This window comes from Allobosea sp. P2_A10 (assembly GCF_056405115.1).
Genome location: NZ_JBFUCS010000001.1, coordinates 95,187 through 115,212 on the forward strand (window position 1 = coordinate 95,187; position 20,026 = coordinate 115,212).

Below are 20,026 nucleotides of genomic sequence, written 5' to 3' on the forward strand. Positions count from 1 at the left end.
ATCGGCGGGATAAGCCTTTATGCGCGCGCCAGTCTCATGCGTCCAGCGACGGCCTGCCCGGTTTTCATGGGGTAGGCATGGCCAGGGCGCATGGAGCGCTCGCCAGGTCTTACGGCCTGAGAATCGACGGCGCGAGGTTGGGCGCGAGATTGGGGGCGACGATCCTGACCGTGCGCTTCTCGCCGGTGACGCTGCGGGTTTCGCGCCGAAGGCCGTCGCCCTTGTCGAGAACCTTCTCGCCGACCGAACTGGGGCCGACACCGGCCGATTCGGTGCCCGAGGTCGGCGAGTTCTCCGAGGGCAGCGGCTTTTCGTCGGGGATATCCGGCACGGCGGCCGGCTGCACCGTGGCGGCCGGAGCGGGCGCGCCGCGACGCTTGGGGTCGACCTTGGCTTCGCGCGGACGAGACAGTTCGGCTGCGCGCTGCTCGCTGACGATGACGTCGCCCTTGCGCTTGTCGAGCAGGTATTCGGCCTCCTTCAGCGCCTGCGACCAGCTCTGGCCCTGGCCCCGGCAGGTGCAGGCGGCGTCGAAGCTGCGCTGGAATTTCCCGGCATTGGGCAGCGACTGATAGGGCTGGCCGGTGCTGCGCGAGACGGCGTTCTGGACATCGCCGCCATTGGTCATGCCGAAGGCGCTGGTTTCCGAGCCTGGGCAAAGCGCCTGGCACATCTCGTCGGCGTTGCCGGCATTGTTGGCGAGCGGGAAGAAGAAGCCGTCGCAGCTGCGCACGCAGACCGTCTGCGGCCCGCCCTGACGCGGCTTTTCCGGCTCCAGCGGCTGCTCGGGCTGGAGTTCGGGCAAGGTGGTGTCGATCTCGCCGCGACGCGGCTCGAGCCCGAAGATGGTCTCGAAGAAGCCGCGCTGCTGCGGCCGGCAGTTGTTCTCGATCGCAGCCTGAAGCTGGGCGCGCCGCTGCGGATCGCCGCCGCCCTGCGCCTGTCGCTGCAGTGCGCCGTATTGCGCCTGCAACTGCCCAATCTGCTGACGCAGGAAGCCGCATTGCGGCGGCGCCCCTTCGCCGAAGAACGAGAAGCCACGCTCGCAGCCCATGCCGCGATACTGGGCGGTGGCCTGGGCGAGCTGGCTGCCGGCGCGCTGCGCGGCCTGCGCCGAACGCGCATCGCCGCCCTGACCCTGCAGGCTGGCAAGCTCGGAGCGCCAGGCGCTGCATGCCGGCGACTGCGCGAACGCCGCGCCGCCAAGGCCGGCCAGCGCGAGCAGCACCGCTGCGAAGCGTCGGGAGAGGGAAGAGATCATCGCGTAACGGGCCACATCACCTGCTTGCCGGATTACGGCGCATCGAATCCGGCTCTTGCCGTATCGAGTGCCGTTCGCCCGTTATATCGCCGACCAAACGCGACGGAACTATGGAGGCCCCTGCAGCAGGGCGACACAGATTCGCGATCACCGCAGTCTCATCCGCATGCCATATTTGCCGAAAGGCGGCAATTGGCCGTTGGCCATGCGGCACGGTGGTGCACGCCTAATCTTGTCGCTAGAACGGCGGATGCGGCCAGCCGCGCCGCGCGCTCCTCCCGTTTTTCATGAAGTGACGTCCATGTCCGATTTTCCAGCCCTCGAAGAGGCCGTCATTCCCGAGCTGCCGAGCTATTATCGCGGCAAGGTCCGCGAGAACTATGATCTGCCCGATGGCCGCCGCATCCTGATCTCGACCGACCGGCTGAGCGCCTTCGATCGCGCCATCGCCGCGATCCCCCTGAAGGGCCAGGTCCTGACGCAGGTCGCGCGCTATTGGTTCGAGCACACCGCCGACATCTGTCCCAATCATGTGCTGGAATATCCCGATCCCAACGTCGTCGTCGGCCGCCTGCTCGACATCCTGCCCGTCGAGATCATCGTGCGCGGTTATCTCGCCGGCACCACCGGCACCTCGATCCTGACCATGTACAAGCAGGGCGCGCGCGAGATGTACGGCCTGCGCTTCCCCGATGGCTTAAGCGACAACGAGGCGCTGCCGCAGGCCGTCATCACCCCGACCAGCAAGGCCTTCGACGGCGGCCATGACGAGCCGCTGACGGCGAAGGGCATCGTCGAGAGCGGTCTGTTGACGCAGGCGCAATGGGACACCGTCTCCGGCTATGCGCTGGCGCTGTTTAAGCGCGGCCAGGCCATGGCGCGTGAGCGCGGGCTCATCCTCGCCGACACGAAATACGAATTCGGCACCGACAAGAACGGCACGATCATGCTGGCCGACGAGATCCATACCCCCGATTCGAGCCGCTACTGGTTCGCCGGCAGTTACGACGAGCGCTTCGCCTCGGGCGGCAAGCCTGAATCCTTCGACAAGGACTTCGTCCGCAACTGGGTTGTCGCCCGCTGCGATCCCTACAACGACGAGCTGCCGCCGATCCCGCCGGAGCTGATCGCGCAGACGTCGGGCGTCTATGTCAGGGCCTTCGAGATGATCACGGGCACGGCCTTCGCGCCGCCGCCGAAGGGCGAACCGCCGCTGGAGCGGATCAGGCGCAATCTGGCGCGGTATTTCTAAAGGCTGTCCTGCCTTTCCCCTCAGCCCTCATCCTGAAGAGCAGCCAGAGGCTGCGTCTCGAAGGATGCTCCAGCTCGTGATGGCGGGGCATTCTGGATCATCCTTCGAGACGCCGCTGCGCGGCTCCTCGGAATGAGGCTGTGGGAGGGTAGGGAAGAGGCAGCCCGTTCCCTCACCCCTCCTCGTCGCGATACCCACCCGCGAGGTGCCGCCCGCGCTCGGTCAGCGTCGAGAGCACGCGCTCGAACACCTTGATCTCGTCGGGCGCGATACCTTCGGTCCAGCGCGCCTCGAACGCGAGCGCCAGCGGCACGATCTCGGCATAGATGCGCCTGCCGGCTGCTGTGAGCGCGACGAAGGATTCGCGCCGGTCCTTGCGGTTGGCGCTGCGCGAGACCAGCCCGCGTCCCTCGAGTTCGGTGACGGCCCGCGAAACCTTGGTCTTGTGCATCTGGGCGAGCTCACCGATGTCGCGCGCCGTCAGCGTGCCGAATTCGCCGAGCTGCGCGATCACCCGCCATTGCGCGATATCGATGCCGAAATGCGCGCCATAGATGCGCCCGAGCGCGCGGCTGGCGAAAAAGCCGACCACGTTCAGCCTATAGGGCAGGAAGCGCTCCAGCCGCAAAGCGGAGTCGGGCTCGGGAGCAGGAGCTTTCGTTGACATTAGTTTCACTTGCAACTAATCGGGAGGCAGGGAAGCGAGACGTCGCACGCGATCATTCCGCAACCGTCGCGCTTGTCAAAGCCGGCTGGCGAACGGGGCAAGCGGGCGAGGCAGGAGAGAGCCGATGAACATCCAGACCAGACCCGCCGAAACGACGACCGAGGCGATGCGGACGAAACCGCGCTACATGTCCGGCTTCGGCAACTCCTTCGAGACCGAGAACCTGCCGGGCGCGCTGCCGGTCGGGCGCAACTCGCCGCAGAAGCCGGCCTACGGGCTCTATGCGGAGCAGTTGTCCGGCTCGCCCTTCACTGCGCCGCGCTCCTCCAACGAACGCTCCTGGCTTTATCGCATCCGCCCCAGCGTCAAGCATGGCGGGCGCTGGACGAAGGTCGACAAGGGTCTGATCCGCACCGCGCCCTGCCGCGACGAGACCGATCCTGCGCTCGGCCAGATGCGCTGGAGCCCCATCCCGCTTCCTGCCGAACCGACGACCTTCCTCAAAGGACTCGCGACCCTGACCACGGCCGGCGATGCCGACACGCAAGGCGGCATGGCCGCGCATATGCTGTTCGTCACCGCCTCGATGCAGCGCGAATACGTCTTCAACGCCGACGGCGAATATCTCGTCGTGGCGCAGGAGGGGCGGCTTCGTTTCTTCACCGAGTTCGGCGTCATAGAGATCGAGCCCGGCGAGATCGCGATCATCCCGCGCGGCGTCGTCTTCCGCTGCGAGCTGATCGACGGCTTGGCCCGCGCCTATGTCTGCGAGAACTATGGCGGCTCGTTCACGCTGCCCGATCGCGGCCCGATCGGCGCCAACTGCCTCGCCAATCCGCGCGATTTCCTCACCCCCGTCGCGGCCTATGAGGACATCGAGGAAGCGTCCACGCTCTACGCCAAATGGGGCGGCGAGATCTTCTCGACGCCGATCGGCCAGTCGCCGCTCGACGTCGTCGCCTGGCACGGCAACTACGCGCCCTACAAATACGATCTGCGGACCTATTCGCCGGTCGGCGCGATCGGCTTCGACCATCCCGATCCGTCGATCTTCACGGTTCTGACCGCGCCGTCCGAGACGCCCGGCACCGCAAATATCGACTTCGTCATCTTCCCCGAGCGCTGGATGGTGGCCGAAAACACGTTCCGGCCGCCCTGGTACCACCGCAACATCATGTCGGAGTTCATGGGGCTGATCTACGGCGTCTACGACGCCAAGCCCGAGGGCTTCACGCCCGGCGGCTTCAGCCTGCACAACATGATGCTGCCGCATGGCCCCGACGCGCAGGCTTACGGTCACGCCGCGACCGTCGAGCTGAAGCCGGTCAAGCTCACCGGCACCATGGCCTTCATGTTCGAGACGCGCTTTCCCCAGCGCGTCACCGGTTACGCCGCCGGCCTGCCGCAGCTCCAGCCCGATTACGCCGCCTGCTGGGACGGGCTGAAAAAGCGCTTCGATCCGACGAAACGCGAAGCTTGGTGAAACCGCCCCAAATCACCGCCTTCATTCCGGGCGCAGCGAAGCAGAGACCCGGAATCCATCGTAGAGGACCGAAACGCCTTACGATGGATTCCGGATCGGCGCCGCTGCGCGGCTTGTCCGGAATGACGTCGAGGGCGAAATTAGGGTCAGCGCGCCTTCAGCCGGTTCATGAACGAGTCGTAGGACAGCTCCGCGACCTGCCACCAGAGCAGGTTCTCGCCGCGGAAGGCGACCATCGACTCATAGCCCTTCTTGAACAGCTCGCTCTTGGCCGAGGTCTCGGCGTAGTACTCTTCCGCCGCCTTCAGCGCCGCTTCCATGACCGGCAGCGGGAAGGCCTTAAGTTGCGCGCCCTGGGCGACGAGCCGGCGCAGGCCGCCCGGGTTCACGAAATCGTACTTCGCCAGCATCCAGTTATTGGCCGCCTCGCAGGCATGGGCGACGATCGCCTGGTAGTGCTTGGGCAGCTTCTTCCACTGGTCCTGGTTGATGACGAGGTGCAGCATCGCGCCGCCCTCCCACCAGCCGGGATAATAGTAGTTGCGCGCGACCTTCACGAAGCCGAGCTTCTCGTCGTCATAGGGGCCGACGAACTCGGCCGCGTCGATCGTGCCGCGCTCCAGCGCCGGGTAGACGTCGCCCGCCGCGATCTGCGTCGGCACCACGCCGAGCTTGGCCAGAACCGCGCCGCCCATGCCGCCGATGCGGAATTTCAGGCCCTTGAGATCATCGAGCGTGTTGATCTCCTTGCGGAAGAACCCGCCCATCTGGCAGCCGGAATTGCCGCAGGGAATCGAGTAGGCGTTGAACTTGGCGAGCGCCTCGTTGACGATCTGCTCGCCGCCGCCGAAGAACCACCAGCTATGCTGCTGCCGGGCGTTCAACCCGAACGGGATGCCTGTGCCCAGCCCCAGCGCCGGCTCCTTGCCGATGTAGAAATAGGTCGGCGTATGCGCGCACTCGACGGTGCCCGACGTCACGGCGTCGAGCGCCTGCAGGCCGGGCACGATCTCGCCTGCCGAAAAGGTCTGGACCTGGAACTTGCCGTCGGTCGCGTCCGACATGAACTTCGCGAAGATCTGGGCGGTGCCGTAGATCGTGTCGAGCTGCTTGGGGAAGCTCGACGTCAGCCGCCACTTCACCTCCGGCATCGACTGCGCGATCGCGGGCATCGCGACCGGGGTCGTGGCGGCGACGAGCGCGCCTGTTTTCAAAAAGTCGCGACGTTTCATAAGGTCACCTCCCAAAAGAATTCTTGCGTCCTTTGTGGCGTGTCGGGGAAGGAATGAAAAGACATGAAACTCGCGTCGCTTATGCATGGTCGCGATGGCCGACTCGTCGTGGTGTCGAGGGACCTGACCCGCGCCACGGACGCCTTTCCCGTGGTGCCGACGCTGCAGGCCGCGCTCGATGACTGGGACCGCCTGGCCCCACGCCTGGCCGATCTCGCGGAGAGCCTGGAGCATGGCGCGGTGCCCTCCTTCCGCTTCCACGAGCATGATTGCGCAGCCCCGCTGCCGCGCGCCTTCCAGTGGCTCGATGCCTCCGCTTACGTGAACCATGTCGATCTCGTCCGGAAGGCGCGGGGCGCGGAGATGCCCGAGAGCTTCTGGACCGACCCGCTGATGTATCAGGGCGGCTCGGATTCGAGTCTCGGCCCGCGTCAGCCGGTGCGCGCCCGCAGCGAGGTCGACGGCATCGATTTCGAGGCCGAGATCGCGGTCGTGACCGGCGATGTTCCGATGGGCGCGACGGCGGCGCAGGGGCTCGGCGCGATCAGGCTGGTGATGCTGGCAAACGACGTGAGCCTGCGGAATCTGATTGCGAGCGAACTGGCGAAAGGCTTTGGATTTGTTCAGTCAAAGCCCCCGACCGCGTTCTCGCCGGTAGCCGTGACGCCCGACGAACTCGGCGCGAGCTGGAGCGGCGGCAAGCTGCACCTGCCGCTGCACACCCAGCTCAACGGCAAGCCCTTTGGCCGGCCCGAGGCCGGGGCCGACATGACTTTCGACTTCGGCACGCTGATCGCCCATGCCGCGAAAACCCGTCCGCTGGGCGCAGGCACCATCATCGGCTCCGGCACGGTCTCCAACCGCGACGCCGGCGGCGGACCCGGCCGTCCGCTGGCGCAAGGCGGGCTCGGCTATGCCTGCATCGCCGAGCAGCGCATGGTCGAGACGATCACAAGCGGTGCGGCGGTGACGCCGTTCCTGCGCTTCGGCGACAGCGTCCGCATCGAGATGAAGGACGCCGCCGGGCACTCCATCTTCGGCGCGATCGAACAGGACATCCTGCCCCATGCCGAATGACAGCCTGCAGAGCGAGACCATGACGACACAAAAGCCCGCCTTCGCCTCCAGCGCCGATCTCGGCGAGAAGACCATTTGCTTCGATGAGATCGGCAAAGGCGTCTACGCCTATACCGCCGAGGGCGACCCCAACACCGGCGTCGTCGTCGGCGACAACAGCGTGCTCGTCTTCGACGCGCAGGCGACGCCGAAGATGGCGCGGACCGTGATCGACCGCGTCCGCGCGGTCACCGACAAGCCGATCAGCCATGTGGTGCTCTCGCACTACCATGCCGTGCGCGTGCTCGGCGCGCCGGCCTATGGCGCAGGCCAGATTGTCTGTTCGCAGGCCGCGCGTGACATGATCGTCGAGCGCGGCGAGCAGGACAAGGCGAGCGAGATCGGCCGCTTTCCACGCCTGTTCCAGGGCGCGGAATCGATTCGGCCAGGCCTGACCTGGCCGACCACGACATTCGCCGGAACGGCGTCGATCTGGCTCGGCTCGCGCGAGGTCAGGCTGATGCAGATCGGGCGGGGCCACACCGCCGGCGACATCGTCGCCTGGATTCCCGATGCCGGCGTCTCCTTCGCCGGCGACCTCGTGGAATATGGCGCGACGCCCTATTGCGGCGATGCCCATTTCACCGATTGGCCGGGCACGCTCGACGCTCTCGGCAAGCTCGGCTCCGTCGCGATGGTGCCGGGCCGCGGCGCGGCGCTGACCAGCGCGGCGATGGTGGCCGATGGCGTCGCCGGCACGCGGGCCTTCCTCAGCGACCTGTTCAACGCCGTGAAGAGCAACGTTTCAGCCGGCCGCTCGCTGCGCGAAACCTTCGAACGCGTCCACGCGGTGCTGAAGCCGTCCTATGGCGACTGGGTCATCTTCGAGCACTGCCTGCCCTTCAACGTCAGCCGCGCCTACGACGAGGCGGGCGGGCTCGACCACCCCCGCATCTGGACCGACGAACGCGATCGGCAGATGTGGGTGGAGCTGCGGGGGTAGAGCTGTCAGTAGGGGCGCTTAAGATCCGGGAACATTGGGAAATGCTTGAGGTTCAGCGTGACGAGTTGGAGGCTGTGATGAACCGCGGTCGCGGCGATCAGCGCGTCGGCCGTCGTCAGGCCATGGCTTTTTCGAAAGCGCTGCATCAGCCCGCCGCTCATTTCGGCGATGTCGCGGGTGACGTCGTACAAGATCGCGGTCGCGAGGAATGCGTCGATCCGTGCAATTTCTGCCGCGCCTTTCTGGCCGTCACGCAATTCGCTGACACTGATGACGGAGATCCGGGGCCGCTGCGCCAAGTTCTTTGCGAAGGCGACAGCGCTATCAGCGCCACGCAGCGCGTCTATGATGATCGACGTATCCAGCAACCTCGTCACTTGGCGCGCCATTGCCTTTGCAGTTCGGCGTCGCGATGCTGGTTCTCCGTCCGCAATTGCGCGCGTCTCTCATCGATGTCGTCGCGATCRGCCCAAAGCCCGACGATGCCGAGCCAGGCTTTCTTCCAATCGTCGCTTTCAGCTTTGGTGTCGGCGGCCTTTTCGGATGGGCTCGTCTTTTCCACGTCCGCGATGGCGAGATCGACGCCATGACGCACGAGTTCGCTCTGGCTGCGGCCCGTGCGGCGGCTGAGCCGCTGCAACGCCGCCTTCTGGTCCTCTCGCAGCAACACCTGCGCCTTGCGCATGGCCTGATCCTCGTGAAAGCCTCGCACGGAATGTATGACGGATCGCGGGTCCAAACCAGCCGCCATCGTTTGGCGTGAGTTCCATAACACGATGACCGTTTCACGCACTTTCGCCTATCGCCGCTCGCCCGATCAGGACGCCGCTATGCCGGCGCAGCGCCCGGTCGCCGTCATCGGCGCCGGCCCGGTCGGCCTGACGCTGGCGCTCGATCTGGCGCGTCGCGGCGTTCCCGTCGTTCTGCTCGACGATTCCGATCGTATCGGCGAGGGCTCGCGGGCGATCTGCTTTTCCAAGCGCACGCTGGAAATCTTCGACAGGCTGGGCTTGGCCGCGCCGATGGTCGCCAAAGGGGTGACCTGGCAGGCCGGCAAGGTCTTCCATGGCGAGGACCTGCTCTACGCCTTCGATCTGCTGCCGCAAGCCGGCCACAAGCAGCCAGCCTTCATCAATCTCCAGCAATATCATGTCGAGGCCGCCCTCGTCGAAGCGGCGCTGGCGGAGCCGCTGATCGACCTGCGCTGGTCGAACCGGGTCTGCGGCCTTCAATCCCGCAATGACGGCGTACTGCTGACCGTCGCGACGCCCGATGGCGACTATCTGCTGGAGGCGGGCTGGGTCGTCGCCTGCGACGGGGCGCGCTCGCAGACGCGCGGGCTGCTGGGTCTCGACTTCGCAGGCGAGGCCTTCGAGGACAAGTTCCTCATCGCCGACGTCAGGATGCAGGCCGATTTCCCGGTCGAGCGCTGGTTCTGGTTCGCGCCGCCGTTTCATTCCGGCCAGTCGGCGCTGCTGCACAAGCAGCCCGACGACATCTGGCGCATCGACCTGCAACTCGGCTCCGATGCCGATCCCGAGCACGAGAAGCGTCCCGAGATCGTGCGCCCGCGCATCGCGCAGATGCTGGGGCATGACAGGTTCGAGCTCGAATGGGTCTCGGTGTACCGCTTCCAGTGCCGCAGGCTGCAGCGCTTCGTCCATGGTCGCGTCGTCTTCGCCGGAGATGCCGCCCATCAGGTCTCGCCCTTCGGCGCGCGCGGAGCCAATTCCGGAATCCAGGACGCCGACAATCTCGGCTGGAAGCTCGCGCTCGTGCTGCAGGGCAAAAGCCCGGTCTCGTTGATCGACAGCTATGACAGCGAGCGTGTCGAGGCCGCCGACGACAACATCCTGAACTCGACCCGCGCCACCGATTTCATCGCGCCGCGTTCGCCCGGCGAGCGCATCCTGCGCGATGCGGCGCTGGCGCTTGCGGCCAAGGCCCCCTTCGCCCGCCGCTTCGTCAATTCCGGCCGGCTCTCGCTGCCGACGCATTATGCCGACTCAAAGCTCTCGACGCCCGATCGCGGCTGGCAGGGCGGGCTTGAGCCCGGATCAGCCTTCCTCGATGCGCCGCTCGAAGCGGGCGAGGGGGCTTCCGCCTGGCTCAGCGAGGCCTTCGCCGCCGGTCGCCCGGTCGTGGTGGCACATGGCGAGGGAGGCGCGGGCCTCGTGCCCGACGGCGCCCATTGGGCGAACCCGCCCTGCGCCCTGTGGGGCGAACCGCCGGAAAGCGCCCGTCTCTACGCCGAGCGCTATCGCAGCGAGCCCGGCGACGCCTATGTGCTGCGGCCGGACGGACATGTCGCCGCCCGCTTCCGGCAGGCCCGCCGCATCGATGTCGAGCAGGCGATCGAGCGCCTGGAGGGCAGGTCGCCATGACGCAAGGCAGCGAGAACGACGCCACGGTGCTCGATTATGAGGCGCGCTTCGCCGACCCCGACGCGGCCTTTGCGCTGATCGCCCGCGCGCATCGAAACCTGAGCGAGTTGGAAAGCGCGGCCCTCAACGCCCGCCTCGTCCTGATCCTCGCCAATCAGGTCGGCGATCTCGCGGTGCTGCGGGAAGCCTTGGCCTTGGCAGGGCAGGCGCGCTAGGTTCAATCCGCAACCGCCGCCGCGAGAACAGACCTTCGCCATGATCGAATCCGTGCCGCTCTACCCCGCCACCATCCCGCTCGCATTCTTCGTCTGGGGGCCGGCACTGGTGATGCTGCTGTTCTGGCTGGTCGGTCTCTGGTCGAGCCGGCAGGGCGTGGGGCGCTTTCTCGAGAACGACTGGAACGGCTACACCGTCGCGGATGTCGAGAAGCTGTTCGTCCATTATGGCGACGATCTGCGTGCGAAATACCGCAGGCGGATCCTGCCGGCCGACGCCGCCTTCGCCTTCTTCTACGCGATCGTCGGCGCGGTCATCGTCGCCGGGCTCTTGATGCGCGGCCAGCCATGGTGGATCGCTGCGCTCTGCGGCGGCGGCTGGCTGCTCGGCGGCCTCTGCGATGTCGCCGAGAACCTCGCCGTGGCGAAACTGCTCGACAATTATCCGAAGATCGAGCCCGGCAACGTCGTCTTCGCCAGTCGTGTCACGCAATTCAAGCTGGTGCTGTTCACGGCCGGCACCGTCGGCGCGCTCGCTGCGGCTTATCTCGCCTTCAAGCCGCTGGCGGCGTGAGCCTTCAGGCTCTGGCGCGGCGGGCCTGTCGGAACCATATGCTGGCCGACGGGTTCAGCCGCGTCGCCGCAGGAGATCGAGATGCCGTTCAAACCCGCTCTTTTCGTAGCCTTTGCCGGGCTTCTCGGCGTGGCTGCGATGTCCGCGCCCGCAGCGGCGCAGGAAGACGTGATCTTCAAGAAGTCGACCGTCTGGAAGTTCCTGACGCCTGACGACAAGCTCGCAGTCTACGGCGTCGACGATCCCGTCGTCGAGGGCGTGGCCTGCCACTATACGGTGCCCGAGAAGGGCGGCATCGCCGGCGCCTTCGGCGTCGCCGAGCAATTATCCGACATTTCGCTCGCCTGCCGGCAGATTGGCCCGATCAAGTTCCGCGAGAAATTCGAGCAGGGCGACGTCGTCTTCCGCGAGCGCCGTTCGCTGATCTGGAAGAAGATGCAGATCGTGCGTGGCTGCGACGCCAAGCGCAACGTACTGATCTACATGGTCTATACCGACAAGCTGATCGACGGTTCGCCGAAGAACTCGACCTCCAGCGTCCCGATCATGCCCTGGGGCGGCGTCGGCGAGCCGGCCAAATGCGGGGAATGGGTGAGGTAGGCGAGGCGGATTTGCACGGCTGAGGTTTTAGTGTACATTTTATGCGTACGCTAATTGCTGCCTGCCGGCTTGATGAGGATGTGCACGGTTTTCGTCGGCGGGACGCTGGATGGAATTCGAATGGGACGAGGCCAAGCGTCAGGAAACGATCGCCAAGCGGGATGTCGATATTATCTACGCGGCGGGCATTTTCGAAGGACACGTACTGACGAGAGTGGACCAGCGCGACTATGGCGGCGAAGTGCGTCTGATCTCGATCGGGCTGGTCGAGGGTGAATGTTTCGTCGTGATTCATACGCAGCGCGAACAAGCGACCCGCCTGATTACGGCATGGCGAGGAGGCCAGGATGAGCGAAGAAAATATCAGGCGAGCGTCGCTGGCTGAGATTCGCGCCATGCGTCTGGCCGGTGAGCTCTACCACAACCCCGACGCTGCCCCCGGCCCCAGCCTTGGTCCCGATTTCTGGGCGAATGCAGTGCTGGTCGAACCGCGGGTCGAGCCCACTTCGGTTCATCTGAAGCTCGATCCGGCCGTGTTCGATTTCTTCAAGCAAGGCGGCAAGGGACATCTGACGCGGATGCAGAACGTCCTGAAGGCCTATGTGCAGGCCCAGAAGGACCGGAAGGCCGGCTGACCGCCGCAAAGAACGGTCACATCGATCGTCAGCCGCCGCAGGTGATCACCAGCGGCTGCTCGGGTGCGGCGGTGGCGATCTTCGACAGCGAGCCGGTGAAATCCTCGCGGGCGGCGATGCCGAAATTCGTCGCCATCTTGAAGCCCTTGGCCTCGCACCAGGCATTGGCGACGATCTTGCCGCATTCAGACTTGCTGGAGATGCAGTCGGCGACGCCGTAGCCGTCGCTGGCCGGGATCAGGAAGGTGCGCTGGTCGTTGGGGGCGGCGACCGTGTCGGAGGTCGGCAGGACCGACAGTGACATCCCCGCGCCGATGATTCCGAACAGGCCGACAAGAGCGATGGCGCGGCGCATCTGAACTTCAATCCTCGTGACCGATCGGGCGCTCAACCCTCGAATCGAGAGGATGGTTCCTGCCGGTTAAATTTGAATGAACCGTGGCCACGATCATGGTGCGGCGCAGCAAGTTGGGGCGCCCTCTTGACGCAAAGCCCGCGCACAGGCAATCAGTTTTTCATGACGCGAGCCGCCACCCTGATTTGTCGGATTTGCCGCTAGCTTTCGCTGGCCGGCTGCTCACGTCCTCGTCTCGGAAAAGACCTGACAAAAGCGCCCCGGCCAGCGGCCGTGATATGCTTTGCCGTTTTCCAGGACGTTTCCGATGTCGCCCACCCTCAGGCTCTACAACACGCTGACCCGGACGAAGGAGGTTTTCACCCCCGTCGATCCGCAGCATGTTCGCATGTATGTCTGCGGCCCGACGGTCTACGACTACGCCCATATCGGCAACGCCCGTCCGGTCATCGTCTTCGACGTGCTCTACCGGCTGCTGCGGCATCTCTACGGTGCCGAACGCGTCACCTATGCGCGCAACCTCACCGACGTCGACGACAAGATCAACGCGCGTGCCGCCCGCGATTTCCCCGGCCTGCCGCTGAACCAGGCGATCGGCGAGGTCACGCGGGCCACGACCGCGCAGTTCCACAAGGACATCGCGGCGCTGGGCAACCTGCCGCCGACGAGTGAGCCGCGCGCCACCGCGCATATCGCGGAGATGCAGGCGATCATCCATCGCCTGATCGCGCGGGGCGTCGCTTACGTCGCCGAGGAGCATGTGCTGTTCCATGTCCCGGCCGCCGCGCATCTGAAAAACGCGCCGGGTTACGGCACGCTGGCCCGCCGCCCGCTCGACGAGATGATAGCCGGCGCGCGCGTCGACGTCGCGCCCTACAAGCGCGACCCGATGGATTTCGTGCTCTGGAAGCCGAGCCGCAATGGCGTCGATCCCGGCTGGCTCTGGCCTGAGGGAGCGCCCGAGGGGATCACGCGGCCCGGCCGCCCCGGCTGGCATATCGAGTGCTCGGCGATGTCGATGGCGACTTTGCTCGCGCCATTCGGCGGCGGGCTCGCCTGCGACGATCCGGAGAAGAACCTCTTCGACATCCATGGCGGCGGCATCGACCTCGTCTTCCCGCATCATGAGAACGAGATCGCCCAGAGCTGCTGCGCGTTTGGCGGCGCGGACGGCTCGGCGCGCATGGCGAACTACTGGATGCACAACGGCTTCCTGCAGGTCGAGGGCGAGAAGATGTCGAAATCGCTCGGCAACTTCGTGACGATCAACGAGCTGCTGGAGACGGAGGTGTTCGGCGGGCGCAAATGGCCAGGCGAAGTGCTGCGCCTTGCCATGCTGAAGACGCATTATCGCCAGCCGATCGATTGGACTGTGAACAGCCTTATCGAGGCAAAAAGGACGCTCGCGTCGTGGGCTCGTTTTTGGGTCGGTGACGCTCCGGCATATTTGAGCGACGGAGCAGTAGCGGCGTTGTCGGATGATCTTAATACGCCGGCATTGATGGCATATCTCCACCAGCTTTACCGGCAGGCAGAGACTGAGGGGCGCGCTGATCTAAAGCGAGAACTCATCAGCAATCTCAACGCGCTTGGGTTCGCTGACATCAATCGGGCGACGAGCGATATATTCGGAACATCTCCCGCTGACGAGGCCCTGATTGAAAGCCTGGTCGCAGCGCGTCTCGACGCTCGGCGCGCGAAGAATTTCGCCGAGTCGGATCGCATTCGTGGACATTTGGCGGGGATGAGTATCACGCTCAAGGATGGCAAGGACGCGAACGGCGAGCCGACCACGACCTGGGAGGTGAAGCGATGAACCGCCGACCTGCCCCCTCTCCCCTTGCGGGAGAGGGTTGGGGTGAGGGGTCGCGCTGCGTCCGAGAGATTTCGGGCAGTCATGACCTGACCGGAAATGGCGGTGCGACCCCTCATCCGTCCGCTGCGCGGCCACCTTCTCCCGCAAGGGGAGAAGAGGAGCCCGTGCCGACGCTTCAGCTGATCTTGAAAGGTCACGCTCGCGCCATGCGCAGGGAGCCGACCGAGGCCGAGCGCAAGCTTTGGTATCTGATGCGAGACCGTCGCTTCAGCGGTTTCAAGTTTCGCCGGCAGGTCGCGATAGGGCGCTATGTCGTCGATTTTGTCTGTCTTGAACGTCGGCTGATCGTCGAGGCCGATGGCGGGCAGCACGCCGAGAACATTTATGACGCGAAGCGCGACGCATGGATCGTTGCGCAAGGCTTTCGTATGCGCCGCTTCTGGAACGCGGACATCCTGCAAAGGCCTGACGAAATCGTTGATACGCTGTGGGCTGATCTGAATTCAGGACTCGTGAAGCGCCCGTTGCGCAACGTCGCGCAGATGCCGGACGACCCCTCGCCATGATGCCCCCCGCCTCCCGCGAACCCATTATCGTCGCCGATGCCGGGCCTATCCTGCGGCTCGCCGCCGCCGGCCTTTTGCCGATGCTGGCCCGGCTCAACCGCCGGATCGTGCTGGTCGATCGTGTCGAGGACGAACTCGTCGGCGACCCGAGCAAGCCTTATGCGGATGAGATTGCACGCTGGATCGCGGCCGAAGGCGAGGCACTGCTGCGCGTCACGACGATCATCGGCGAGGGCATTGCATCGCTTAAGGCGCGCGTCCGCACGCCCGAGGAAGACGCACGCTTGAAATCCGGCCTGCGCAACTCCGGCGAACTGGCGTTGCGCGAGTTCGTCGATCAATGGCGGCCTGACGCGGTGTCATCGGCCGTCGTGCTCTACGAGGACCGCAAGGTCCCGAACCTGTTCCTCGAAGTCGACTACCCGGTGACGCTGATGACGACGCGTGCCTTTGTGCGCGCCATCGCGTCCTGGGGCGTCAACCTCGACGCCCCCGCCGCGCTGGAGGCCGTCGCCGCCATATACGATCTCAAGCCGGCCATGATCGGCGAGATCGACCCTGAAACTCCCGTCGATCTCCGGCGGCTTCCGACCGCGCTGGACGAAAACCCATGACCCCCAAAATCCGCCCCGCCGGTTCGCTCTCCGTCGCCATCAAGCTCATCATGCTGGCCATGGTGATGCCGCGCCTGCTGCGCTTCAAGCTCGGGCGAAAGCCATGACGCCTGCACGCATCCACCTCTTCGACACGACGCTGCGCGACGGCGCGCAGACCACCGGCGTCGATTTCTCGCTCGACGACAAGCGCAGCGTGGCCGCGATGCTGGACGGACTCGGCATCGACTATGTCGAGGGCGGCTATCCCGGCGCGAACCCGCTCGACACGGCTTTTTTTGCGGAGAAGCCGACGAAGCATGCGAAATTCGCCGCTTTCGGCATGACCAAGCGGGCAGGGCGCTCGGCCGCCAACGATCCAGGCCTCGTCGGCCTGCTGGAGGCGAAGGCCGACGCCATCGTCTTCGTCGCCAAGGCCTGGGATTACCACGTCCATGTCGCGCTAGAGATCCCGCTCGAGGACAACATCGCCGGCATCCGCGAGAGCGTCGAGGCGGCGAAGGCCGCCGGCCGCGAGGTCATGCTCGATTGCGAGCACTTCTTCGACGGCTACAAGGCCAATCCCGATTATGCGCTCGCCTGCGCCCGCGCCGCTTATGAGGCTGGCGCGCGTTGGGTCGTGCTCTGCGACACCAATGGCGGCACGCTGCCCGACGAGGTTTCGGCGATCGTCGCCGAGGTCGCCAAGACTATTCCCGGCGAAAGCCTCGGCATCCACGCCCATGACGATTGCGGCTGCGCCGTCGCCAATTCGCTGGCCGCGGTCGAGGCCGGCGTGCGCCAGATCCAGGGCACGCTGAACGGTCTCGGCGAGCGTTGCGGCAACGCCAATCTGGTCACGCTGATCGGCGCACTGAAACTCAAGGACCGCTACAACCGGCGCTTTTCCATCGGCGTCGACGACAAACAGCTTGGCGAGCTCACCCATGTCTCGCGCGCGCTCGACGAGATGCTGAACCGCGCGCCCAATCGCCATGCGCCCTTCGTCGGCGCGTCCGCTTTCGCCACCAAGGCCGGCATCCATGCCTCGGCCGTGCTGAAGGATCCGCGCACTTACGAGCATGTCCCGCCCGAGGCGACGGGCAATCTGCGCAAGGTTCTGATCTCCGATCAGGGCGGCAAGTCCAACCTCGTCGCCGAACTGGAGCGCATCGGCGTGACCGTCGGCCGCGACGACCCGCGCCTCGGGCGCGTGCTGCAGGAGGTCAAGGACAAGGAGGCGCAGGGCTATGCTTTCGAGGGCGCCGACGCCTCGTTCTATCTGCTGGCCAAGCGCATCCTGCATGAGCTGCCGGCCTATTTCGAGGTCGAGCGCTTCACCGCCAATGTCGAGCGCCGCTTCAATGCACTGGGCGAACTCGTCACCTTCTCCGAGGCGATCGTGAAGGTGAAGGTCGGCGAGGAGAGCCTAATCTCGGTTGCCGAAAGCGCGCTCGGCCCGGTCAATGCGCTCGATCTGGCGCTGCGCAAGGATCTCGGCCGCTACCAGTCGCTGATCGAGGGCCTGCGCCTCGTCGACTACAAGGTCCGCGTCTTCCAGGGCGGCACCGACGCGGTGACACGAGTGCTGATCGAATCCGCCGACGAGCGAGGGGCGCGCTGGACCACGGTGGGCGTCAGCGCCAACATCATCGACGCCTCCTTCCAGGCGCTGGTGGATTCGATCACCTACAAGCTGATGCGCGAGGGCGCGACGACGTAGGGCTGTAGCGCTCGATCTCACAAGACGCCCGTCATTCCGGACAAGCGGCGCAAGCCGCGCCGGTCCGTAATCCATCATCGAGCGCTGTCGTCGCCCTACGATGGATTTCGGGTCTCCGCTGCGCTGCGCCCGGAATGACGATGGTGTTGGGTTCACCCCGTATGAAGCGCGACCAGCGCCTCAATCCGTCAGGCGGATCACCTTGTCGCGGCACAGATCCATCCCCTCCGAGTCGGTCTCGACCGCGTCGTCGAAGCGCGCCAGCACGTAGTAGCTGCAGCCCGAGGCCTTGTTCAGCTTCAGCGCGATGCTCTTGCCCGGCGCAAGCGGCTTGGCAAGCTTGGCGACGAGGCGCGGCTGGTCTCCGGTGGTGGCGATTTCGAACGTCGTCAGCGGCGTGGTGCGCATGTTGTGGATGGTGATCTGCGCCGGCGGCTTGGCGCGTTGCGCGGCGGCAGGCCCCGCCGGGAGCAGGGCGCCGGCAAGGATCCCGATCGCGGCGGTGGCGATAACCCGTTGAATGATCATGGCTGTTCCCGTCCCTGTCGATAAGCTGTCGTCGCTTTCAGCTGCCATCTGACACCGGCTCTTGGACAAGAACAAGGCGTCTCTCCGCGTCAGCGGCGGCATCCGCGAACTGCATGCAATCATCCGCGAATGCGCCTATATCAGCGGCCCAACCTGGAATCGTTTCAAGATGTCTCCGCCTGCCGCGCCCGCTCCCGCGCCAATCCTCCCGCCATCCTTCGTGCTGAAGCCCGGTTCCGGCTTCGTCGCGACCTTCCGCGCGCTCTGGCCCTATCTCTGGCCGCGGGACCGCGCCGATCTGCGCAAGCGCGTCGTGCTCGCCTTCGTGCTGCTTGTGATGGGGCGCATCGTGCTGATGGGCGTGCCCTTCACCTTCAAATGGGCGACCGACGCGCTCGCCAACACGCCGTCCAGTCTCGAACGCTGGGTGCCCTGGCTCGTCGGCGCGCCCCTGGTGCTGACGGTGCTGTACGGGCTGGCGCGGATCGGCTCGTCGGCCTTCATCCAGCTTCGCGACGCGCTGTTTGCGCCGGTCTTCATGCATGCCGTGCGGACGCTGGCGCTGCAGACCTTCGGCCATCTGCATCACCTTTCGTTGCGCTTCCATCTCGAACGCAAGACCGGCGGCCTGACCCGCGTACTCGAACGCGGCCGCAGCGGCATCGAGGAGATGGTGCGTCTCGGCCTCAACCAGCTCGTGCCCGTCATCGTCGAGGTCGCGCTGATCATCGGCGTGCTGCTGGCGATGTTCGACTGGCTTTATGTCGTCGTACTCGTCGCCATGGTCGTCATCTACATGACCTACACCATCCAGGCGACGGAGTGGCGCATCGCCATTCGCGGCGCGATGAACGAGAGCGACACCGACGCCAACTCGAAGGCGATCGACTCGCTGCTGAACTACGAGACGGTGAAATATTTCGGCGCCGAGACCCGCGAGACCGCGCGCTACGACGTCTCGATGGCGCGCTATGAGCGCAACTCGGTGAAGGCCTACACCTCGCTGGCATGGCTGAACTTCGGGCAGGCGGCGATCTTCGCTGCTGGCCTGACCATCTCGATGGTGATGGCGGTGCGCGGCTTTCGCGCCGGCACCCACACGGTCGGCGATTTCGTGCTGATCAACGCCATGCTGATCCAGCTCTACCAGCCGCTGAATTTCATGGGCACCGTCTATCGCGAGATCAAGCAGGCGACGCTCGACATCGGGCAGATGTTCGAGCTGATCGGCCGCGACCCCGAAATCCAGGACAAGCCGGGTGCGCTACCCCTGCAGGTCCATGCCGGCGAGGTCGTCTTCGAGAACGTCCACTTCGCCTACATCCCTGAACGGCCGATCCTGAAGGGCATCTCCTTCACCGTGCCGCCGGGCAGGACCATCGCCATCGTCGGCCCGTCAGGCGCCGGCAAGTCGACGATCTCGCGGCTGCTGTTTCGCTTCTACGAGCCCAATGCCGGCCGCATCCTGATCGATGGGCAGCCGATCGCCGATATCCAGCAGGTCAGCCTGCGCGCCGCGATCGGCATGGTTCCTCAGGACACGGTGCTGTTCAACGACACCATCGAATACAATATCCGCTATGGCCGGCCCGAGGCGTCGGAGGCCGAGGTCGAGGAGGCGGCGCGGCTCGCCCAGATCGACCGCTTCATCAAATCGCTGCCGGAAGGCTACGCCACCTCCGTCGGCGAGCGCGGGCTGAAGCTCTCCGGCGGCGAGAAGCAGCGCGTCGCCATCGCGCGCACCATCCTGAAAGGCCCGCCGGTGCTGGTGCTGGACGAGGCGACCTCGGCGCTCGACTCCTTCACCGAGAAGGAAATCCAGGACGCGCTCGACCGGGTCAGCGAGGGCCGCACCACGCTGGTCATCGCCCACCGGCTCTCGACCGTGATCAACGCCGACGAGATCATCGTGCTCGACAAGGGTCTGATCGTCGAACGCGGCAACCATCCGCAACTGCTCGCCGCCGATGGCGTCTACGCGGCGCTGTGGAACCGCCAGCGCCAGGTCGACGAGGCCAAGGCGACGCTGCAACGCGCCACCGAGGAGGAAGCGCCGAGCGTCAGGGTGAGTCTGACGCGGTAG

Annotated in this window: 22 protein-coding genes; 15 read left to right on the plus strand and 7 right to left on the minus strand. The window is 65.6% G+C overall.

The window, feature by feature from the left end; all coding sequences use genetic code 11:
* Positions 1-109 precede the first annotated feature (109 nt).
* Positions 110-1,261 carry a DUF2865 domain-containing protein gene (locus AC1DZY_RS00525; RefSeq protein ID WP_476818098.1) on the minus strand — a complete coding sequence of 384 codons (1,152 nt, stop codon included), beginning with the start codon at positions 1,259-1,261 and terminating at the stop codon, positions 110-112.
* Between the two features lie 301 nt (positions 1,262-1,562).
* Between AC1DZY_RS00525 and AC1DZY_RS00530 the strand changes: the two genes are divergently transcribed.
* Positions 1,563-2,513 (plus strand): phosphoribosylaminoimidazolesuccinocarboxamide synthase, encoded by a 951-nt coding sequence (locus tag AC1DZY_RS00530; protein WP_476818099.1) that lies wholly within the window; start codon positions 1,563-1,565, stop codon positions 2,511-2,513.
* A 172-nt stretch (positions 2,514-2,685) separates the two neighbouring features.
* On the opposite strand, the gene AC1DZY_RS00535 is transcribed toward AC1DZY_RS00530, so the two are convergent.
* Positions 2,686-3,180 (minus strand): MarR family winged helix-turn-helix transcriptional regulator, encoded by a 495-nt coding sequence (locus tag AC1DZY_RS00535; RefSeq protein WP_476818100.1) that lies wholly within the window; start codon positions 3,178-3,180, stop codon positions 2,686-2,688.
* Between the two features lie 124 nt (positions 3,181-3,304).
* Here AC1DZY_RS00535 and hmgA point away from each other — a divergent pair, with 124 nt between their 5' ends.
* Positions 3,305-4,663, plus strand: a complete 1,359-nt coding sequence (gene hmgA / locus AC1DZY_RS00540) for a homogentisate 1,2-dioxygenase (RefSeq protein ID WP_476818101.1) — start codon at positions 3,305-3,307, stop codon at positions 4,661-4,663.
* A 146-nt stretch (positions 4,664-4,809) separates the two neighbouring features.
* On the opposite strand, the gene AC1DZY_RS00545 is transcribed toward hmgA, so the two are convergent.
* Complete coding sequence (locus tag AC1DZY_RS00545; RefSeq protein ID WP_476818102.1) at positions 4,810-5,895, minus strand: TRAP transporter substrate-binding protein; 1,086 nt, start codon at positions 5,893-5,895, stop codon at positions 4,810-4,812.
* A gap of 63 nt (positions 5,896-5,958) precedes the next feature.
* Between AC1DZY_RS00545 and AC1DZY_RS00550 the strand changes: the two genes are divergently transcribed.
* Both AC1DZY_RS00550 and AC1DZY_RS00555 read left to right on the plus strand, forming a co-directional pair.
* Entirely contained in the window at positions 5,959-6,972 is a 1,014-nt protein-coding gene (locus AC1DZY_RS00550; protein WP_476818103.1) for a fumarylacetoacetate hydrolase family protein, read from the plus strand.
* On the plus strand, positions 6,962-7,954 hold the full coding sequence (locus tag AC1DZY_RS00555) for an MBL fold metallo-hydrolase (protein WP_476818104.1): 993 nt from the start codon (positions 6,962-6,964) through the stop codon (positions 7,952-7,954). Before AC1DZY_RS00550 ends, AC1DZY_RS00555 begins: the two co-directional genes overlap by 11 nt.
* A gap of 5 nt (positions 7,955-7,959) precedes the next feature.
* On the opposite strand, the gene AC1DZY_RS00560 is transcribed toward AC1DZY_RS00555, so the two are convergent.
* Together AC1DZY_RS00560 and AC1DZY_RS00565 are read right to left on the minus strand one after the other, a co-directional pair.
* Positions 7,960-8,331: a PIN domain-containing protein gene (locus AC1DZY_RS00560; RefSeq protein WP_476818105.1), complete on the minus strand. Its 372-nt coding sequence runs from the start codon at positions 8,329-8,331 to the stop codon at positions 7,960-7,962.
* Positions 8,328-8,747 (minus strand): hypothetical protein, encoded by a 420-nt coding sequence (locus AC1DZY_RS00565; RefSeq protein WP_476818106.1) that lies wholly within the window; start codon positions 8,745-8,747, stop codon positions 8,328-8,330. Before AC1DZY_RS00565 ends, AC1DZY_RS00560 begins: the two co-directional genes overlap by 4 nt.
* Here AC1DZY_RS00565 and AC1DZY_RS00570 point away from each other — a divergent pair.
* The 6 genes from AC1DZY_RS00570 (at position 8,731) to AC1DZY_RS00595 (ending at position 12,362) form a co-directional block, all read left to right on the plus strand.
* Positions 8,731-10,338 (plus strand): FAD-dependent oxidoreductase, encoded by a 1,608-nt coding sequence (locus AC1DZY_RS00570; protein ID WP_476818107.1) that lies wholly within the window; start codon positions 8,731-8,733, stop codon positions 10,336-10,338. The two genes, AC1DZY_RS00565 and AC1DZY_RS00570, sit on opposite strands and share 17 nt — an antisense overlap.
* Positions 10,335-10,553, plus strand: coding sequence for a DUF2783 domain-containing protein (locus AC1DZY_RS00575; protein ID WP_476818108.1), 219 nt, complete (start codon positions 10,335-10,337; stop codon positions 10,551-10,553). The genes AC1DZY_RS00570 and AC1DZY_RS00575 overlap by 4 nt, the downstream gene beginning before the upstream one ends.
* Before the next feature lie 40 nt (positions 10,554-10,593).
* Entirely contained in the window at positions 10,594-11,127 is a 534-nt protein-coding gene (locus AC1DZY_RS00580; RefSeq protein ID WP_476818109.1) for a hypothetical protein, read from the plus strand.
* An 81-nt stretch (positions 11,128-11,208) separates the two neighbouring features.
* Entirely contained in the window at positions 11,209-11,727 is a 519-nt protein-coding gene (locus AC1DZY_RS00585; protein ID WP_476818110.1) for a CreA family protein, read from the plus strand.
* A 109-nt stretch (positions 11,728-11,836) separates the two neighbouring features.
* The gene (locus AC1DZY_RS00590) at positions 11,837-12,112 is read left to right on the plus strand and encodes a BrnT family toxin (protein WP_476818111.1); all 276 of its coding nucleotides are present in this window, start codon (positions 11,837-11,839) and stop codon (positions 12,110-12,112) included.
* Positions 12,075-12,362, plus strand: coding sequence for a BrnA antitoxin family protein (locus tag AC1DZY_RS00595; RefSeq protein WP_476818112.1), 288 nt, complete (start codon positions 12,075-12,077; stop codon positions 12,360-12,362). Before AC1DZY_RS00590 ends, AC1DZY_RS00595 begins: the two co-directional genes overlap by 38 nt.
* A gap of 28 nt (positions 12,363-12,390) precedes the next feature.
* On the opposite strand, the gene AC1DZY_RS00600 is transcribed toward AC1DZY_RS00595, so the two are convergent.
* The gene (locus AC1DZY_RS00600; RefSeq protein ID WP_476818113.1) at positions 12,391-12,717 is read right to left on the minus strand and encodes a hypothetical protein; all 327 of its coding nucleotides are present in this window, start codon (positions 12,715-12,717) and stop codon (positions 12,391-12,393) included.
* A gap of 307 nt (positions 12,718-13,024) precedes the next feature.
* Between AC1DZY_RS00600 and cysS the strand changes: the two genes are divergently transcribed.
* The 4 genes from cysS (at position 13,025) to cimA (ending at position 17,415) form a co-directional block, all read left to right on the plus strand.
* Positions 13,025-14,533 (plus strand): cysteine--tRNA ligase, encoded by a 1,509-nt coding sequence (gene cysS / locus AC1DZY_RS00605; protein ID WP_476818114.1) that lies wholly within the window; start codon positions 13,025-13,027, stop codon positions 14,531-14,533.
* Entirely contained in the window at positions 14,530-15,099 is a 570-nt protein-coding gene (locus AC1DZY_RS00610; RefSeq protein ID WP_476818115.1) for an endonuclease domain-containing protein, read from the plus strand. The genes cysS and AC1DZY_RS00610 overlap by 4 nt, the downstream gene beginning before the upstream one ends.
* Positions 15,096-15,713 (plus strand): hypothetical protein, encoded by a 618-nt coding sequence (locus tag AC1DZY_RS00615; RefSeq protein ID WP_476818116.1) that lies wholly within the window; start codon positions 15,096-15,098, stop codon positions 15,711-15,713. Before AC1DZY_RS00610 ends, AC1DZY_RS00615 begins: the two co-directional genes overlap by 4 nt.
* A 103-nt stretch (positions 15,714-15,816) precedes the next feature.
* Positions 15,817-17,415, plus strand: a complete 1,599-nt coding sequence (cimA, locus tag AC1DZY_RS00620; RefSeq protein ID WP_476818117.1) for a citramalate synthase — start codon at positions 15,817-15,819, stop codon at positions 17,413-17,415.
* Between the two features lie 180 nt (positions 17,416-17,595).
* On the opposite strand, the gene AC1DZY_RS00625 is transcribed toward cimA, so the two are convergent.
* Complete coding sequence (locus AC1DZY_RS00625) at positions 17,596-17,991, minus strand: hypothetical protein (protein ID WP_476818118.1); 396 nt, start codon at positions 17,989-17,991, stop codon at positions 17,596-17,598.
* A gap of 121 nt (positions 17,992-18,112) precedes the next feature.
* Between AC1DZY_RS00625 and AC1DZY_RS00630 the strand changes: the two genes are divergently transcribed.
* Positions 18,113-20,026 (plus strand): ABCB family ABC transporter ATP-binding protein/permease, encoded by a 1,914-nt coding sequence (locus AC1DZY_RS00630; RefSeq protein ID WP_476818119.1) that lies wholly within the window; start codon positions 18,113-18,115, stop codon positions 20,024-20,026.

Coding starts and splice junctions, on each gene's coding strand:
- AC1DZY_RS00525 (WP_476818098.1), bottom strand. CDS start 1,261: ATGATCTCTTCCCTCTCCCGACGCTTCGCAGCGGTGCTGCTCGCGCTG.
- AC1DZY_RS00530 (WP_476818099.1), top strand. CDS start 1,563: ATGTCCGATTTTCCAGCCCTCGAAGAGGCCGTCATTCCCGAGCTGCCG.
- AC1DZY_RS00535 (WP_476818100.1), bottom strand. CDS start 3,180: ATGTCAACGAAAGCTCCTGCTCCCGAGCCCGACTCCGCTTTGCGGCTG.
- hmgA (WP_476818101.1), top strand. CDS start 3,305: ATGAACATCCAGACCAGACCCGCCGAAACGACGACCGAGGCGATGCGG.
- AC1DZY_RS00545 (WP_476818102.1), bottom strand. CDS start 5,895: ATGAAACGTCGCGACTTTTTGAAAACAGGCGCGCTCGTCGCCGCCACG.
- AC1DZY_RS00550 (WP_476818103.1), top strand. CDS start 5,959: ATGAAACTCGCGTCGCTTATGCATGGTCGCGATGGCCGACTCGTCGTG.
- AC1DZY_RS00555 (WP_476818104.1), top strand. CDS start 6,962: ATGCCGAATGACAGCCTGCAGAGCGAGACCATGACGACACAAAAGCCC.
- AC1DZY_RS00570 (WP_476818107.1), top strand. CDS start 8,731: ATGACCGTTTCACGCACTTTCGCCTATCGCCGCTCGCCCGATCAGGAC.
- AC1DZY_RS00575 (WP_476818108.1), top strand. CDS start 10,335: ATGACGCAAGGCAGCGAGAACGACGCCACGGTGCTCGATTATGAGGCG.
- AC1DZY_RS00580 (WP_476818109.1), top strand. CDS start 10,594: ATGATCGAATCCGTGCCGCTCTACCCCGCCACCATCCCGCTCGCATTC.
- AC1DZY_RS00585 (WP_476818110.1), top strand. CDS start 11,209: ATGCCGTTCAAACCCGCTCTTTTCGTAGCCTTTGCCGGGCTTCTCGGC.
- AC1DZY_RS00590 (WP_476818111.1), top strand. CDS start 11,837: ATGGAATTCGAATGGGACGAGGCCAAGCGTCAGGAAACGATCGCCAAG.
- AC1DZY_RS00595 (WP_476818112.1), top strand. CDS start 12,075: ATGAGCGAAGAAAATATCAGGCGAGCGTCGCTGGCTGAGATTCGCGCC.
- AC1DZY_RS00600 (WP_476818113.1), bottom strand. CDS start 12,717: ATGCGCCGCGCCATCGCTCTTGTCGGCCTGTTCGGAATCATCGGCGCG.
- cysS (WP_476818114.1), top strand. CDS start 13,025: ATGTCGCCCACCCTCAGGCTCTACAACACGCTGACCCGGACGAAGGAG.
- AC1DZY_RS00610 (WP_476818115.1), top strand. CDS start 14,530: ATGAACCGCCGACCTGCCCCCTCTCCCCTTGCGGGAGAGGGTTGGGGT.
- AC1DZY_RS00615 (WP_476818116.1), top strand. CDS start 15,096: ATGATGCCCCCCGCCTCCCGCGAACCCATTATCGTCGCCGATGCCGGG.
- cimA (WP_476818117.1), top strand. CDS start 15,817: ATGACGCCTGCACGCATCCACCTCTTCGACACGACGCTGCGCGACGGC.
- AC1DZY_RS00625 (WP_476818118.1), bottom strand. CDS start 17,991: ATGGCAGCTGAAAGCGACGACAGCTTATCGACAGGGACGGGAACAGCC.
- AC1DZY_RS00630 (WP_476818119.1), top strand. CDS start 18,113: ATGTCTCCGCCTGCCGCGCCCGCTCCCGCGCCAATCCTCCCGCCATCC.